The organism is Vibrio sp. 947 (genome assembly GCF_033339115.1).
Lineage (GTDB): Bacteria > Pseudomonadota > Gammaproteobacteria > Enterobacterales > Vibrionaceae > Vibrio > Vibrio alginolyticus.
Genome location: NZ_JAWOTX010000011.1, coordinates 98,748 through 114,673, shown reverse-complemented (window position 1 = coordinate 114,673; position 15,926 = coordinate 98,748). Strand labels below are relative to the sequence as shown.

18 protein-coding genes are annotated in these 15,926 nt (G+C 43.9%); 9 read left to right on the top strand and 9 right to left on the bottom strand.

Annotated elements, in window-relative coordinates; genetic code table 11:
• Nucleotides 1-14 precede the first annotated feature (14 nt).
• Nucleotides 15-881, bottom strand: a complete 867-nt coding sequence (locus R7Q39_RS15500; protein WP_005377623.1) for a fructosamine kinase family protein — start codon at nucleotides 879-881, stop codon at nucleotides 15-17.
• Between the two features lie 224 nt (nucleotides 882-1,105).
• On the opposite strand from R7Q39_RS15500, the gene R7Q39_RS15495 reads away from it, so the two are divergent.
• The 3 genes from R7Q39_RS15495 to R7Q39_RS15485 all read left to right on the top strand — a co-directional run bounded on the left by R7Q39_RS15495 (nucleotide 1,106) and on the right by R7Q39_RS15485 (nucleotide 3,577).
• On the top strand, nucleotides 1,106-2,080 hold the full coding sequence (locus R7Q39_RS15495) for a response regulator (protein WP_021033872.1): 975 nt from the start codon (nucleotides 1,106-1,108) through the stop codon (nucleotides 2,078-2,080).
• On the top strand, nucleotides 2,080-3,042 hold the full coding sequence (locus R7Q39_RS15490; RefSeq protein WP_017634922.1) for a GGDEF domain-containing protein: 963 nt from the start codon (nucleotides 2,080-2,082) through the stop codon (nucleotides 3,040-3,042). Before R7Q39_RS15495 ends, R7Q39_RS15490 begins: the two co-directional genes overlap by 1 nt.
• A 190-nt stretch (nucleotides 3,043-3,232) precedes the next feature.
• Complete coding sequence (locus R7Q39_RS15485) at nucleotides 3,233-3,577, top strand: DUF3802 family protein (protein ID WP_005377620.1); 345 nt, start codon at nucleotides 3,233-3,235, stop codon at nucleotides 3,575-3,577.
• A 44-nt stretch (nucleotides 3,578-3,621) separates the two neighbouring features.
• On the opposite strand, the gene R7Q39_RS15480 is transcribed toward R7Q39_RS15485, so the two are convergent.
• Nucleotides 3,622-4,116, bottom strand: a complete 495-nt coding sequence (locus R7Q39_RS15480; protein ID WP_005377619.1) for an NlpC/P60 family protein — start codon at nucleotides 4,114-4,116, stop codon at nucleotides 3,622-3,624.
• Nucleotides 4,117-4,250: 134 nt separating this feature from the next.
• On the opposite strand from R7Q39_RS15480, the gene R7Q39_RS15475 reads away from it, so the two are divergent.
• The 4 genes from R7Q39_RS15475 (at nucleotide 4,251) to R7Q39_RS15460 (ending at nucleotide 7,811) form a co-directional block, all read left to right on the top strand.
• Nucleotides 4,251-6,269 (top strand): methyl-accepting chemotaxis protein, encoded by a 2,019-nt coding sequence (locus R7Q39_RS15475; RefSeq protein WP_017820668.1) that lies wholly within the window; start codon nucleotides 4,251-4,253, stop codon nucleotides 6,267-6,269.
• A gap of 270 nt (nucleotides 6,270-6,539) precedes the next feature.
• Nucleotides 6,540-6,953 carry an NUDIX hydrolase gene (locus tag R7Q39_RS15470; RefSeq protein ID WP_318076434.1) on the top strand — a complete coding sequence of 138 codons (414 nt, stop codon included), beginning with the start codon at nucleotides 6,540-6,542 and terminating at the stop codon, nucleotides 6,951-6,953.
• Between the two features lie 210 nt (nucleotides 6,954-7,163).
• Nucleotides 7,164-7,544, top strand: coding sequence for a hypothetical protein (locus R7Q39_RS15465; protein WP_025766661.1), 381 nt, complete (start codon nucleotides 7,164-7,166; stop codon nucleotides 7,542-7,544).
• Between the two features lie 48 nt (nucleotides 7,545-7,592).
• Entirely contained in the window at nucleotides 7,593-7,811 is a 219-nt protein-coding gene (locus tag R7Q39_RS15460; RefSeq protein ID WP_005389537.1) for a hypothetical protein, read from the top strand.
• Nucleotides 7,812-7,914: 103 nt separating this feature from the next.
• Here R7Q39_RS15460 and R7Q39_RS15455 read toward each other — a convergent pair whose 3' ends face one another.
• On the bottom strand, nucleotides 7,915-8,730 hold the full coding sequence (locus tag R7Q39_RS15455; protein ID WP_031777247.1) for a sterol desaturase family protein: 816 nt from the start codon (nucleotides 8,728-8,730) through the stop codon (nucleotides 7,915-7,917).
• A 140-nt stretch (nucleotides 8,731-8,870) separates the two neighbouring features.
• Here R7Q39_RS15455 and R7Q39_RS15450 point away from each other — a divergent pair, with 140 nt between their 5' ends.
• Entirely contained in the window at nucleotides 8,871-9,620 is a 750-nt protein-coding gene (locus R7Q39_RS15450; protein WP_213895590.1) for a tRNA-uridine aminocarboxypropyltransferase, read from the top strand.
• Nucleotides 9,621-9,795: 175 nt separating this feature from the next.
• A complete protein-coding gene (gene nagK / locus R7Q39_RS15445) occupies nucleotides 9,796-10,704 on the top strand; it encodes an N-acetylglucosamine kinase (RefSeq protein WP_318076423.1) in 909 nt (302 codons plus the stop codon).
• Nucleotides 10,705-10,912: 208 nt separating this feature from the next.
• Here the strand turns inward: nagK and R7Q39_RS15440 are convergent, their stop codons facing one another.
• The 6 genes from R7Q39_RS15440 to R7Q39_RS15415 form a co-directional block, all read right to left on the bottom strand.
• A complete protein-coding gene (locus R7Q39_RS15440; protein WP_005377584.1) occupies nucleotides 10,913-11,179 on the bottom strand; it encodes a DUF2960 domain-containing protein in 267 nt (88 codons plus the stop codon).
• Between the two features lie 76 nt (nucleotides 11,180-11,255).
• Nucleotides 11,256-13,034, bottom strand: a complete 1,779-nt coding sequence (locus R7Q39_RS15435) for a bifunctional molybdopterin-guanine dinucleotide biosynthesis adaptor protein MobB/molybdopterin molybdotransferase MoeA (protein ID WP_206949511.1) — start codon at nucleotides 13,032-13,034, stop codon at nucleotides 11,256-11,258.
• Nucleotides 13,031-13,618 (bottom strand): molybdenum cofactor guanylyltransferase MobA, encoded by a 588-nt coding sequence (gene mobA, locus R7Q39_RS15430; protein WP_171342967.1) that lies wholly within the window; start codon nucleotides 13,616-13,618, stop codon nucleotides 13,031-13,033. The genes R7Q39_RS15435 and mobA overlap by 4 nt, the downstream gene beginning before the upstream one ends.
• Nucleotides 13,596-14,315: an energy-coupling factor ABC transporter ATP-binding protein gene (locus R7Q39_RS15425; RefSeq protein WP_213896319.1), complete on the bottom strand. Its 720-nt coding sequence runs from the start codon at nucleotides 14,313-14,315 to the stop codon at nucleotides 13,596-13,598. The genes mobA and R7Q39_RS15425 overlap by 23 nt, the downstream gene beginning before the upstream one ends.
• 50 nt (nucleotides 14,316-14,365) lie before the next feature.
• Nucleotides 14,366-15,064, bottom strand: coding sequence for an ABC transporter permease (locus R7Q39_RS15420; RefSeq protein WP_005389524.1), 699 nt, complete (start codon nucleotides 15,062-15,064; stop codon nucleotides 14,366-14,368).
• A gap of 6 nt (nucleotides 15,065-15,070) precedes the next feature.
• Complete coding sequence (locus R7Q39_RS15415) at nucleotides 15,071-15,889, bottom strand: substrate-binding domain-containing protein (RefSeq protein WP_171342966.1); 819 nt, start codon at nucleotides 15,887-15,889, stop codon at nucleotides 15,071-15,073.
• Nucleotides 15,890-15,926: the final 37 nt, after the last annotated feature.

The window sequence follows — 15,926 nt, the reverse complement described above, 5'->3', positions numbered from 1 at the left end:
CAGTGGCTTCCAAATTAATAAGAAATGATTTTATTAATAACCAGTTGAGCCTGTTCCAAGTAATGGCCGCCAAACAAATTACAATGGTTGAGAACATGGTAAAGGTTATAGATATCTTTACGCTCTTCATAGCTTGAAGAAAGTGGCATAACCGATTCGTAGCCTTGATAAAATTCTGGTTGAAATCCACCAAAAAGCTCCGTCATCGCAATATCACACTCCCTGTCCCCCCAATAGCACGCAGGATCGTAACAGATAGGACCGAATGCAGTGAGTGCCGCATTTCCATTCCATAAATCGCCATGCAACAAAGAAGGTTCCGGAGCATGGTTTGCTAGCCGCTGTTTTACGACATCGATAAAGTCATCGATATCAACCAAGGTGACGCCTTTTTCTTTAAGGAGCTGTAATTGCCATCCTATGCGTTGCTCAGCAAAGAATACACACCATTTCTTGTGCCATTTGTTGGGCTGTAGAGTCGAACCGAGATAGTTGTCGGTATCAAAACCAAACTCTTTTTGCTCGCCCCACTGGTGTAGGTGAGCTAATTGCTGCCCAAATTTAAAGCTGTTGGGACCATCTTCTAATGGTTTCGTTGGAAGGTAGTTAAGAATTAAGAATGAGGCATTTTTGGTTTTACCAACCAATACCACCTCAGGTACAAATAGGGTGGATGTTTCACGCAAAAGATGCAGGCTTTCAGCTTCTACCTCAAATTTCGACAAAAACTCGCGATCGTTAATTTTCACAAAATAACGTTGCTCGCCATCATTGATCATGTAGCTTTCACTGATATCCCCACCAGACAGCCTTACTTTTTCCGTGATCTGGTAATCGAACAATAAAGTATCAGAAAGCTGTTGCGATATTGCTTGCCACATACAAAACCTCGCGAATCTATTTGACCACCAATAGTTTAGGATAAATAGCAGGGAGTTGGCGCTATGTTGAGCATACTTAGTAAAGAAACCTTCCTCTTAGTGTAGTCAATTTGTATAAATGTGAATCAAATCGCTTATAAGCCTCTGATTTGTTGGCTTAGCATATGGAGATGAACGTTTACAACAGGTATTATGATTTTTTTGACGTTAGTTCCATTGGTGGCATGAAAATACTGATATGTGATGACTCAGCTGTTGCAAGAAAGCTTATTGCGCGTTCTATCGTACAAGATACATCATTGCATCTTATTGAAGCGCAAGATGGTTATGAGGCGCTTAATATTCTTGCTGAGCAAAATATCGATATTTTGTTTCTCGATTTAACGATGCCCATAATGGATGGTTTTGAGGTCCTCGAATCATTACCTGTTAGTCAGTACCCGACCAAAATCGTCATTATTTCTGGAGATGTTCAACAAGAGGCAAAACAGCGCTGTCTCGATCTTGGTGCTCAAGCTTTTATCGCTAAGCCTCTGACAGAAGAGCAGGTGCTCCCACTATACGAACAATTAGGGCTGCATTATGCGTTCAAACCTAGTCATTCGGTTGATTCTAAAAACCAGGGTTGCGAAGAGCTTTCCTTACTAGCCAAATTCCGTGAAATTGCGAACATTGCCCTTGGTAAAGGGGCTGCGATTATGGCTGACCATTTACATGAGTTCATCCAACTTCCTGTTCCTCATGTTGGACCGTTGTCCTACGGCGAGCTTCATATGACACTGGTTGATGTGGTTGGGCGTGACAGTTCCGTTGCGGTAGCGCAGAGGTTTGTCGGTGGTGGTATTCACGGAGAGGCACTGGTGTGCTTACGTGGTAGGGATATCAATCAGATTGGGGAAAAATTAGGTTACCTCCTTGAGTTTACGCCTCATAATGAAATCATCTTGAATATCTCTAACCTACTGGTCTCGTCATTTCTCACATCATTGGGCGATCAACTCGACAAGCAGTTCTCACTTCGTCAGCCAGGCATTGTGGATACCTTAACACCTTATTGTGAAGAGCAAGGCGAGTTGGGTGAGCTCTTTACTATCGAATACACCTACATGGCAGAAGCGCTCGATTTCGAGTGCGAGGTACTGTTTTTAATTGATAAGCCATCCGTAGAAATAATCTATGAAATCATGGAGCTAATCTAATGTCCGATATCACGCTGGACATAGCAGACTTTCATTGGGTCACACAAATTCTCGATACGATGGATTCAGGGCTTATTGTTTTGGATCAAGAGTATAAAGTGTGTGTGTGGAACAGTTTTATGCAGTCATACAGTGGCGTTCTATCACAAGAAATTCTTGGTGAATGTTTATTTGAGCATTTTGAAGAGCTGCCAAGAACTTGGCTAGAAACCAAGATAAAAGCTGCCGCCGATCTGGAAACTCGTTCTTTTTCTAGCTGGGAAAACCGACCGTACCTTTTTAAGTTCAACAATTTTTCTCCGGTTTCAAACAGCAGTGATTTTATGTATCAAGATATCGTGATCACGCCGTTAATTGGGCTTTCAGGAGAGGTCAGCCACATAGCGATTCAAGTCAATGATGTTTCTGAAACTGCGAGAAATCGCATTCATTTGAAAGAAACAAATCAACATTTGTCGGAAATCAGTCGCAAAGATGGTTTAACAGGTTTATTTAATCGCGCTTATTGGGAGCAATCATTGAAAGATGAGTTTGCTCACTTAAAAGTTATCGACGGACCATGCTCATTAGTAATATTCGATATCGACCACTTTAAGAAGGTGAATGATACTTATGGTCACCCGACAGGGGACGAAGTCATTCGTCGAACCTCTGCATTGTTGAGAAAAACAGCAAGGAGCAGTGATATCTGCGGTCGTTTTGGTGGTGAAGAGTTTACGGTACTACTTCCTCACACAAACCAGGAGCAAGCTTGCTATTTCGCAGAGCGTTTGCGCAAAAGAATTGAGCAAGAGATCGTGAAAGTGGAAGATTTTTTGATTAATTACACGATAAGTATTGGTGTTTGCGAGTATAAGCCTTATTTTGAAACTCACACTCAATGGTTAAAGAGTGCCGATGCTGCGCTGTATCGTGCAAAAGAAAATGGTCGTAACCAAACCTGTTTGCATGAAAATGGCTGAAATATAAAAAGGTTTGAAGAAACCCTGTATCCGAATTCAGTGAAGCAAAGCTCAATTGTTTGAAAATCATCCAGTTGGTTCGTGAATGTTTGTTAATATGAAATAAGTTAATGAAATTTTCTCGGCATGTCTTACTATTGAAACTATTCTGCTTTCAGCTTCGAAGGCTTGCAATAAACGGAGAAAAACAGTGGTTTTAGAAACCGATGGATATCTCGCTCTTATCGAGCACTTGTCTCTAAATCTAGATATTTTTACGACCGAAATTGGCGACACTGGATCCGAAAGCATCGAAGATGTTGTCACCGATATGGTGGCTTCAAACATCATGGCGATTTTTGAGCAAAATCCAGAACTTCACTCGAGCGTACGCTTCAAATTGTTGAAAGAGGCTGATGCAGTTGTTGAAGATCTTGGTGAGATATTGGCTGGGGTATGGCATAAAAAAGCGACCAATGAACAGATCACGTTCCTTGATGAATACATCGCTCTGGTCAAAAATCTGTTCGATAATGCTGTTGCGACTTACGACTGATATTGTTTTAACTTACAGCAATGTCCGGTTAAGAGTAAGAAGAGTTACATTGTAACTCTTCTTATTTGCCAAAACTTAGATGCCCAGTATGGGTTGTCGATTCTTGAAATAATCACACCTCTAGACGTCGATGCATGCATGAACTGCTTGTTACCCAAGTAAATTCCGACATGATAAGTTGTACGTCTTGTTTTAAAAAACACTAGATCCCCTTGCTTGGCATCCGTCCAACTTAACTCCACACCTTGCGTTGATTGCTGCCTCGTTGTCCTTGGTAACGAGAGCTGATAAGCCTCAATAAACGCTTTTTGTACAAATGCTGAGCAATCAATTCCAGATTTCTGTGTCCCGCCTAAGCGATAAGGCGTGCCGTGCCACTCTGTGTAAAACTCGAACAAGTCGGGGTTGTCCGACAATAGCTGATTTGTAGGTGCTGTCACTTGAGCTTGCTCACTAGGCTCAGGCCCAGAAGAGCAGGCGCTTAGTAGCACACTGATTATCAAAGGAAAATATACTCGACGCAAATCACCACCTGTCATCTCTATGACTCACAACTGAAATATTAGTGTCATAACCAATCCATAGTATGGGCTGCAAATCACGGTTTTGTCTCACAAATGTGACGGAATCACTGCAGAACCGATTCAACCTTAAGAAAGAATAAAAATTGATTATGGCAAAGCGAAAACGCTCACGCACATCACTTTCACTGATTCAGGCTGTCAGTGCAACATTTTTAACTATCATTGCTCTTGTTATAGCCCTTTCTGTCTCAAGTTTCAAAGGAATGGAACAGGTAGGGGAACAATTTGAAGACTTGTCGCAAAAAGCATTACCAATCGCGATGGCAAACGCAAAGTTAACCAGGAATGTATTGGAGATGGTTAAGCTACTCAACCATGGTATGCAGATTACTGAGCCGAAAGAGTTGCCTCTCGTAAAAGAGCAAATCGACTCTCTTGCAACTCAAAGCACAACTTTGGTTGTGAAAGCGTCTGGTGTAGCTCAGCAACTCTCGGAGGAGTTAGACACCAAACTAGCGCGTTTACATAACATCACGCAGTCCATTTTGTTGAAGCAATCTTCGGTGATACAAATTCAAATGGATATTGATGCCGCTGTTGGTGGTTTTCGCTATGGGCTTAGCTCTATCGGCCCGGAAATGAATCGAATCAGTTCGTTCCTTAGTGCTGATAATCCTGAGTCGAGCGATGCCGCTAACCGTTTCATTGCTTCTGCAAGCTCAATGGAAAGTACGTTCTTAGTCATGATGATGCACTCAGAATTAAACAAAGCCGAAAAAGAATACCGAGAAATGCGAAATCGCATAGCAGGTATTAAACTCGCCTATGAAGACTTCCAATCTTTCCATCCTGAAGTAAGTGAATATGCAAGCTTAACCGCACCATATGAGATGGTGAAACAAGGCTTTAGTGAAAAGGGCGTGCTGCGTTTGATCCTCGCCAAACTAGAACAAGGGGAATTGCAACGTTCAGAGTTTAAACAGGCTTCGATGCTTGCGGATGAAACCATGCGGTTACTTGATCAAATCTCCCAAACCGCTGGTCAGTTGATCGATGAAAAGGAGCGGGTGGTCAACGAGACCATTGAATCGGTGAGCGTTGTGCTCGTGTTTGCGGCGTGTGTGATTTCTTTTATTATTCTTGTTACTTGGTTTAGTCTCAAGTCATGGACAAACCGAGGGTTAAGGAATGTACTAACGCGTCTTTCAGCACTTACCGAACATGATTTTCGTGACAAGGCAGAAGAAGTTGGCCCCTATGAGCTGAAAGAAGTAGCACGAAAGTTGAATCAAGTAATCGATTCCACACATGACTCCATTCAAACGGTGACGCGCAATTGTGAAACGCTTTATCAGACGGCAGAAGTAAGTCACAGTGCAGCCGAACAAACAAGTGATGGGTTGGCAACACAAAATGAAGCGTTGTCGAGTATGATCACGACCATAACGCAGCTTGAAGCCTCTATTCGTGAAATAGCAATGGTGACAAATGCATCTTCACAGGACTCGCTCCTTGCAACCCAACACACTGAAAAAGGGGTTCAAGTCGTGGAACAAAACCGCGAACGTTTGGAGTCATTAGAAAGCTCTTTGGATGTAAATGAACAGTCAATGTTAGAGCTAGACCAGCGTGTTAAACAGATTCGTGAAATGGTGGATATGATCAGTGGGATCGCGGACAACACCAACTTACTTGCTCTCAACGCGGCAATAGAGGCTGCCCGTGCTGGTGAGCAAGGGCGTGGATTTGCGGTTGTCGCTGATGAAGTTCGCAAACTTGCAAGTGATACCTCTCAACAAACTACGAACATCCGAGAAATGATGAGCGAGCTTATTACTGCCGCAGAGCGCTCGCGCCAAGCAGTTAATGATTCAAGAGAAGAAATGACCCACGCGCTACAGTCCAGCAATGAAGTGAAATCGACATTCTCTGATATCAACCTCGCGGTTAAGCACATTCAAGAACGTGTTGAGCAAATCTCAGTTGCTACAGAAGAACAAGAACGAGCGACGGCAGATGTATCTCAATCCATCACACATATTTCTGATCTTGGCGAACGCACAAAGCTGCAGCTTGAGTCTATGGTTGAGAGTTCTGAGCAAGTGGCGGAAATTGCTGGGCACCAGCAAGCAATGCTGCACAAGTATGAGCTTCATCAGACCAAGTAAATGAGATGTTTCCACCGACAAAAAGCAGAACCTCGGTTCTGCTTTTTTGTTACGGCTACTCATTTAATGGCTCCTATTTGCATCGCAAAAGTGAGTTACATCTCATCTCGTTCATTTCTAAAGGGTTTAGTTATCACAACGTGATGTTAATGCTTTGTTCGAGGGACTCGTTGACTAGAATGTCGCCAGAATTCAAAGGAATGAATCATGCAGCTTCATGCGATTTTTTTATATCCAGAGAAAGCTAAAGCCATAAGAAGGAGTGGTTTTGTGATCGATAAAGTTTGCCCCGTCGTTCTACGTAATCAAAATCAAGAGATCCTACTTTTTAAACATCCGTTGGCGGGTGTTCAGCTCGTCAAGGGCACTGTTGAAGTGTTTGATGAAAGTTACATCATAGCGGCCAAGCGGGAGCTCGCTGAGGAGTCTGGTATCACACATGTTCGTTCCGCACGATATTTATGCTCATGGGACAGTGGCTTTCAAAATCAAGCATGGCATTTTGTTTTGTGTGAGTGTGCTGATCTCGCTAATTCATGGCTGTTTCATACGCAAGACGATGGTGGACATGATTTCGCGTTCTTCTGGCACGATGTCGAGAGCGGCCTTCCCGCGAATGCACATACTGTGTTTCATCGCAGGCTGGAAAAGGTACGAGAGTTGCTAAACCAAGGCGTGATTTAAAGGAGGATTCTGTCGTTGCATTGGCGGATTTGGGACAATGACAAAGCAAACACTATGCTTCTACTAGAAGCAAATAAAGAAGGTAGAGTAGCCGTTACTGTTCTCATCGTGTTGATAATGGCACTGTCGATCTCAAAAATGGCGATGAGATTACAAATGTTTAAGTGACTTCTATATGCTTTGCTCATTCATTCAGATAAGGAAACGGTAATGGATAAATTCGTCTTGTTTCTCTTATGCCTTTTTATGACAGTTGGCGGAGTGGTTCATCTTTATGACAACATTGTTGGTGGCTTTTTACCTTACGATTTTGCGCCACGCTGGTTGAATATGTATTGGAGCGCTTTGGGACTATTGGACTTATTAGCAGCGTATCTATTGGTCAAGCATCGCCGCTCTGGCATAGTCGTTATGTTATTGATTCTTATAACCAATGTTATCTTTAGTTCCCACGCTCACTATACATTAGAAATATTAGATAACAACGTCGCCCTACAAATGAAGACACTGTTTTTAGGGTTCTCATTTGGGGTATCTATCTGGTTATGGAATGCGCGAAAACATAGTCAATCGCGCCAAATATTTCGTTAATTATTATTTTCACAACACTCGATTAAGGATTGTAAACAGGGACTCGTTATGAACGATTTTAAAGACTTGGCCAGTTTTGCTGGTTTCAGCGTACTGACAGGTTTGAGCTTTGCCACCACTTTCTTCAGCCTTGCTTTTCTATACAGCTCAATAGAGGCACAGCAAGTAATGAACACCAATGCTTTGGCATGTGCAGTGCTTGGTGTTGTTGGTTTATTTGTTGGTATTACTCAGTTAAACAAAAAGCGTCAGCTAGCAGAAAACTAATCTGTTCTTACACATCATGAGGATGAAGTAGTGTTTAACAGGGGTTTAGGCTTGGTCTATTCGTTTTGTTGACATACTTCATCCAACAATATTTTTTCAACCATCACTTCTTCTCTTTATTGTAGCGAAAGGGCTGCGTTAACAGCTTATCTAATCTTTGCTCTTCTTCGTCTCTAATTTCCGGCACACCAATAACAACATCTTCATGACCCAACTTAGGCTGAGCTCGGTATGTCCCAAAAAAGCGGTCCCAAACTGAAAGGAAAAAACCAAAGTTTGAGTGGGTCTCTTTTACTATCACTGAATGGTGCACGCGATGCATGTCTGGTGTAACGATGACGTTTCGCAGTTTTTGGTCCATAGATAAAGCCAGTTTTGCATTACTGTGATTAAACATCGCGCTCGCATTAAGCACAATTTCAAATACCACAATTCCGATAGGTGAAACACCTAAGATAAACACGGCTGCAATTTTTACTCCCATTGAAATGATTATTTCGAAGGGATGAAAGCGTGCGCCTGTGGTGACGTCTATGTCGAGATCGGCGTGATGCATTCGGTGAATCTTCCACAGCGGTTTTACATGATGAAAGACAACATGCTGAGCGTAAATGACGAAATCAAGCAAAATGACGGTTAGAAAAATATTTAACCAAGCGGGGAGGGACAGAATATTCAGCAGCCCCCATTGTTGCTCCTGAGCTATGACCGCAGCTTGAAAGGCGGCGATAGGCATGATTAAAGCAATAACTAGGCTGTTAAAAGCAACCAATGACAAGTTATTGACCCAGCGAAACCTGCGCGAAGCGGTCAGTGTTTTTCTAGGCAATTTGTTCTCCCAAATGGCACAAAGCAATAATACGCCAAGGAAAAAGCCTAATCTGAGCCATGAGGGTTCTTGAAATGTCGTTTCTGTCACTGTCATTCCCTTATTTATTTCTTTATCTATGACCGAGATAAGAGTGAAATTATTTCAACACACTGCTGATGGACTTATCTTGAGGCGAAACCATAATATCAGTAGAATCGCGCTCTACTTTTTACTTGGCATTACTTACCATGAGAATTCACGCTTTCCACCGTTTATATCAGTACCGACAATCTATCTCAACCAAGCCTTTCAACGCGCGTGGATGTAAAGTGGTTCGTTGCCAATATTGCCAGGTTTCTGAGCAACACTGTTTGTGCGACCTTCAGCCAAACATCAAGGCCAATATTGCATGTATGTTGATTGTTTCTGAAAACGAAGTGTTTAAGCCAAGTAATACCGGTCGTCTAATCGCTGATACGATTCAAGAGACTTACGTGTATCAATGGAACCGAACAGAACCGTCTGAAGAGATGCTAGCGCTACTACAGGATGACAGTTACCAACCGGTGATTGTATTTCCTGCAGACTATGTGGATGATCCCTCTCGTTTAATTGAAGATCTAGAGCCAGGGCGATTGGTAAAAGAAGATGTCGAGAACAAAAAATGGTTGCTGATCTTTATTGATGGTAGCTGGCGTGAGGCGCGAAAGATATTCCGTCGTTCTGATTTTCTTAAATCTTTGCCTGTGCTTTCCATTGAGCCGGAATCTCTGTCTGAATACATCATGCGCCGCTCCGAGAATGAGCAGCATCTTTCAACCGCCGAAGTCGCGACATTAGTTTTAAAACAAGCTGGTGAGCCGAAAGCTGCGGAATGCCTTCAATTGTGGTTTGAAGCCTTCAGAGAAACTTACATGCTGAGCAAGACTCGAGTCAAAAGCGACCCTAACCAGCCACACTTGAAACGTTTCAAAGAGTGGATGAAAACCGAGAGCTGACTCTAAGGAATGAGCTTTTGTTGATGGTATGTTGTTCAACTGGCTTCGGTGAGGGGATAAATCTGCATTCGGTCACGGTTTGCAGGCGTACAGATATGGATAATGCCATCAGTTTATACTTTTGACTCTAGCCATTTTTGAGAGTCGTTTGAAGCATTTTTTAGGAGAGAAATACATGTATTACGGCTTTGATGTCGGCGGCACTAAAATTGAATTTGGTGCATTTAACGAGAAGCTTGAGTGTGTAGCGACGGAACGTGTACCTACACCAACAGACAACTACGAGCTGCTGGTTGATACCATTGCGGAATTGGTGAACAAATACGATACAGAGTTTGGCTGCGAAGGTACGATTGGTCTTGGCCTACCAGGTATGGAAGACGCCGATGATGCAACGGTACTAACAGTTAACGTTCCTGCGGCAAAAGGCAAACCACTTCGTGCTGATCTGGAAGCTAAAATCGGTCGCAGCGTAAAAATTGAAAACGATGCAAACTGTTTCGCGCTTTCTGAAGCCTGGGACGAAGATCTTCAAGATGAACCATCTGTACTAGGTTTGATCCTTGGTACTGGTTTTGGCGGTGGCTTTATCTACGAAGGTAAAGTATTCTCTGGCCGCAACCACGTAGCGGGTGAGGTGGGTCACACACGTCTTCCTATCGACGCATGGTTCCACCTGGGCGAAAACGCACCATTACTTGGCTGTGGCTGTGGCAACAAAGGCTGTTTAGATAGTTACCTATCTGGTCGTGGTTTCGAGCTTCTTTACGCGCATTACTACGGCGAAGAGAAGAAAGCGATCGACATTATTAAAGCGCACGCAGAGGGTGAAGAGAAAGCAGTAGAGCACGTCGAGCGCTTTATGGAGCTGCTAGCAATCTGCTTTGCAAACCTGTTTACTGCCACAGACCCACACACCGTTGTACTTGGTGGCGGCTTATCTAACTTCGAATTGATTTACGAAGAGATGCCAAAACGCATCCCTAAACACTTATTGTCTGTGGCTAAGTGTCCTAAGATCATCAAAGCAAAACACGGTGATTCAGGTGGTGTACGCGGCGCTGCGTTCTTAAACATCAAGTAATGACTTAAACCTTACTCGATATAAAGTAAGAAGAAATTTAAAGCCCCGTTTAGACTTTCAAGGTTAAACGGGGCTTTTACTTTAACTTGTATACCCAAGTAACTCATATACCTAAGTAATTTCGGTATGCTCGGGTATGGATCATGAACAAAAGTAGCATGCATAAAAAACTCACGACGAATCGTGAGTTTTCTGTTTGCAGCTAAGCTTATTTGTTCTTTTTGCCTACGCCCAGGTTTTCTTTTTGAGCTAGGGTGATTTTGCTAAAGCCTAATTTTCTGAAGTAGTTGTCGCGGTAGTTTCGCACCGCTTTAGTGTCAGACACTGCTTCGATTTGTTGCTCCATCTTTAGGAACTCAGTGATATCGATACCTTCGGCTTCTGCAACTGCTTCTTGAATGTTGCGGTGTTGCTGGTATGAGAACGTCAGTTCTTTGTCTTGGTCTTTGTAAGTGTAAAGAATGGTGCGAGCCATAGCTGTCTCTCTGAAAAGGTTTCTGTATATTAAACAAAAAGGCCAAACTCGCTGACCTTTGAATTTCTAGTTTGAGCTAGATTCTGCCTTGAAGTGGGATAATTGTCACGCTTTCTCCCGCTTTTACTGTATCAATAGCTGGGGAGATTTCGATCAAACAGTTTGCCTCACTCATTGAGCGTAAAATACCAGAGCCTTGCTTGCCTGTTGTACGAACGGTTAAACGGCCAGTGTTATCCAGTTCATAGATTCCTCGACTAAACTCGGTACGACCTTGGCGAGAGCGAAGGTTTTCAGTCGCGATGGCATTCACTTTCAGAGGCTTCCAGCCTTGTTCGCCTTGCATCTTACGCAGTGCAGGCTCGACAAAGTTGATGAATGAAACCATCACGGCAACAGGGTTGCCCGGCAGACCAAAGAACGGCTTGTTGTTGATTTGACCAAACGCTAATGGACGTCCCGGACGCATGTTGATTCGCCAAAAATCGATTTGACCAAGTTTATCCAAGGCAAGTTTGATGTAATCCGCATCACCAACGGATACGCCACCAGAAGTCATAACCACGTCCGCTTGCGCCGATGCGTTTTCCAATGCTTCAATCATTAACTGTTCGTTGTCTTCCAGAATACCGAAGTCCAAGATCTCGCAGCCGAGCTTTTCAAGCATGCCCATGATGGTAAAACGGTTGGAATCGTAGATAGAATTCGCTTTTTGCTCTGTTCCCGGCGCTTGTACTTCGTCACCGGTGGAGAACACGGCAACTTTCAATTTTCGGAATACATTCGCTTCACCAAAGCCAAGCGAAGCGATCATGCCCATTTCTGGAGAGGCGAGGCGAGTGCCTGCGGTAAAGACGTCACTGCCGATAGCGAGATCTTCACCTGCTTGACGAACGTTTTGGCCTGCTTTGATATTCGCACCGTTAAAAGTGACCTTGTCACCTTCTTGAGTGGCTTGCTCACGCATGACCACTGTATCGCCGTTACGTGGTGTTGGTGCGCCAGTCATGATCTTAACTGCTTGACCAACTTCCAGAGGCTGATCGTAAGCATGGCCCGCCATCACTTCAGCAACCACTTGGTAGCTATCACGGTCAACATCATCACTGCGGATGGCATAACCGTCCATCGCGGAGTTGGTGTATTGCGGCACATTTACTGGTGAAACGATATGTTCCGCAAGAACGCGGCCATAGGCGTTTTCAATCTTGCATGCTTCTATTTCCGAAACCGTGTTCACCAAAGAAAGGATTTTCTCTTGGCCTTGAACCACAGAAAGGAAAGCAGGAGAAAGTGTGTCGCAACATGCGGCTTCTTTCTCTTTGTTTTTTGGTGCTTTCGCTTCTTGAACATACTGAATAACGAACTGAGCAATCGCTTCAAGATCATTGATGTTCATTTGTGGCAGTTCAGAGTCCAACTCGCCGCCGTCTGAAGCGATAGCGATGATGTTTTCATCGTTTGGATAAAGCCAAGGCTTGCCGACTTCTTCACGGTGCAATTCGATTTTAGGAAACGCGATGTTTTTGCAGCCTTCGACCAAAACCACATCAAGCATGTCTTCATCAAAACGTGTTAATAGGAATTCAAACTCCGCTTCGGCTTCTGGCGTTTCTGTCATTAACGCAAAACGGTTGCGAGAAGCAATCAGCATTTGAGATGCGCCAGCTTTGCGTAAACGGTAGCTGTCTTTACCCGGCTTATCGACATCGAAGTTGTGGTGCGCATGTTTTAGCATGCCAATGCGTAAACCTGCTTCGGTCAGCTTTGGCAATAGGGCTTCAAGTAGCGTGGTTTTGCCTGTGCCTGAATAAGCTGCAAAACCAAGAATAGGAATGTTTAGCGTGTGTTTCATGATTCTAATTGTCCAAATTGCGCCAGTTCTTCCGGAGTGTTCAAGTTGACGAAACAGTTTGGTGAGTCGCTAAAGTCAACGTAACTGGTGTTGCACTCTTTGTAGAGCAGAATGATTTTGCGGTCGCCACGTTCTAAAAACGCGGTGAGTTTTGGCAGTACGCGCTTGTTGTAGAGCGTAAAAACAGGTTGCTGATGGTCACCATCATGCGCGACCAAAATATCGCTGTCTTCTTTGACAAACTGGCAGAAACGCTCGACAAGGTCGGTGTTAATTTGTGGACTATCGCAAGGTACAAATCCGACCCAGTCAGTTTCAGCATGCATCAAACCCGCGTGAATACCGCCCATAGGCCCAGGGAAATCTTTGAATTGATCACTAAATACGAAACCAAATTTGCTGTACGCATCTTGGTTTCGGTTGGCATTAATTAAAATGCGTGGAGTTTGTGGAGATAAACGTTCAATAACGTGTTCGATGAGTGGCTTCTGATTTAACTCAATCAGACCTTTATCTTTTCCACCCATACGGCTGGCTTGGCCACCAGCCAAAATGACCCAACTAGTTTGTGTTGGTTGAAGCATATGTATTCTCTTGGGATGTTTCTTTTGGTATGACATACAACAGAGGAGACTCTATCAAAGTCTTGTCTTTAATCCACCACTGTTTTTTACATAAGTCGGTCAGTGCGTTGGCCTGATGGCTTGTCACCACGATACTGGAACCACGATCCAAAAGATCTTTCGCCATCACTACCAATCGTTCAATGGATTCTTGGTCTAAAGACGCACTTGGCTCATCCATCAATAAAATCGACGGCTTTAAGATCCAAGCCCTTGCCATGGCAACGCGCTGTTTTTCACCGCCGGACAACACGGAAATATGTTCGTCCGCTAAGGTTTCTAAACCTACCATGCGCAGCGCGTGAATAACTTGAGCTCGCTTATCTTTTTGCGTATCTTGTTGATATTTCACTCCATAGACTACGTTTTCATATACAGTGCCGTCAAAAAGGTAAGGGGATTGATGGAGATAAATCACATCGACACGACCATTGCGACGCGTCAGTCTTTTCAGCCACGTATCTTTTGGCGCAACAACATCGCCAGTAGAGGGTTTGAGCAAGCCAGCAAGGATTTTGAGTAGGGTAGTTTTGCCCACACCATTGTCACCCTTGAGATAAATGGCATCATTTGGGCCGATGGCTAACTCAGGGATGTGGAAAAGCACACGCTCTTTAAAGCGCATGGATAACTGTTCGGCGGTGATTTTTATAGTCATAATTCGCCTCGACATGGGGTTAATGGTGAGTCGTTTGTTTGCTTCATGTTCTATGTTCTGAGGTAGCCTTTGCCTCTCATACTTGATAAGAAGAAGTTTAGAGCCAACGCTAAAGATAGTAATACAATTCCTAATGCAACTCCTTGCGCAAAAGCACCTTTACTGCTTTCCATTGCGATAGCCGTGGGAATATTTCGCGTCACGCCCATAATGTTCCCACCAACCATCATTGAGCAGCCCACCTCGGTCACGATACGTGAAAACCCTGCAATGATAGCCGCAAGTAGAGGAAAGCGGGTTTCCCAAATCATCGTAGCTGCCAAGCGCGGAATGGAGACGCCCAGCGTGATGGCAGTTTCCACTGCACGACGGTCGCTAGATTGTAATGCACCATGCATCATCGATACCAAAACAGGGAAGCAGATCACCATTTGGCCGAAGATCATTGCCTTCTGAGTGAACAGCATTTGCCAGTCTCCCCAAGGGCCAGCACGCGACAGCAACATGTACAGCAACAGGCCAATCACCACAGTAGGGACCGCTTGCAGCGTATTTACGATCGACAACAAAAACCATTTACCGCGAAAGTCGGTGTACGCCAGTACAAAGGACATCAAAATAGCCGGCAATACCACTAGGGATATTGCCGTAATAGAAACACTAAAGGAGACCGCAACGATCTCCCATAGGTCTGCATCAAAATTCACCAGTAAGCGAAGCGCTTCCAGTGTTGTATCAGCAAGATTCATATTGCGTTATTTGCTCTCAGCATTCGCAACAAACAGTTGTTTACCGTTTAGGCGGAAACCATTGATAAGTTCCTGTCCGCGAGGGTTTACCAACCAATCACTGAATGCCTTCGCACCTTGGTAGTTGATCGTTGGGTAACGCTCAGGGTTAACAAGAATAACTTGGTACGGGTTAAACAGTTTTTCATCGCCTTGGAACAGAATTTCTAGATCCAATTTGTTTTGGTAAGCCAGCCATGTGCCGCGGTCCGTCATGGTGTAGCCTTGCATTTCAGACGCCATGTTTAGAGTTGGGCCCATACCTTGACCTACGCTATGGTAGCCACCAAAGTTCGGTTCGATTTTAGTTTGAGCCCAGAAGCCCATTTCTTTTTTGTGCGTACCAGAATCATCGCCGCGAGAGATGAACGTTGCGTTTTTGTTTGCGATCTCTTTGAATACATCTAACACGCCTTCGTCATTTTTGATTGTTGCTGGGTCAGCTTTCGGGCCTACAATCACAAAGTCGTTGTACATTAGCTTGCGAGGTAAAACGCCGTAGCCTTTCTCAACAAATGCGCCTTCAGCTTTTGGTGCATGTGTCATCACCAAATCTACGTCACCGTTTTCGCCCATTTTTAAGGCTTTACCCGTACCTGCAGCAATAACATCGACTTTGTAGCCCGTGTCTTTTTCAAATTGTGGAAGTAGGTAATCAAGTAAACCTGAATGGTAAGTACTGGTTGTGGTTGCAAGGCGAACGTGTTCTCCGTCTTGAGCAGAAAACGCAGAGTAACTTACAAGCGTGATTGACGTTGCAGCCAGAGTTAGCGCAATTTTTTTCATTTTTATGTGTTCCTTTCCAATGATTCTTTGGAATCTC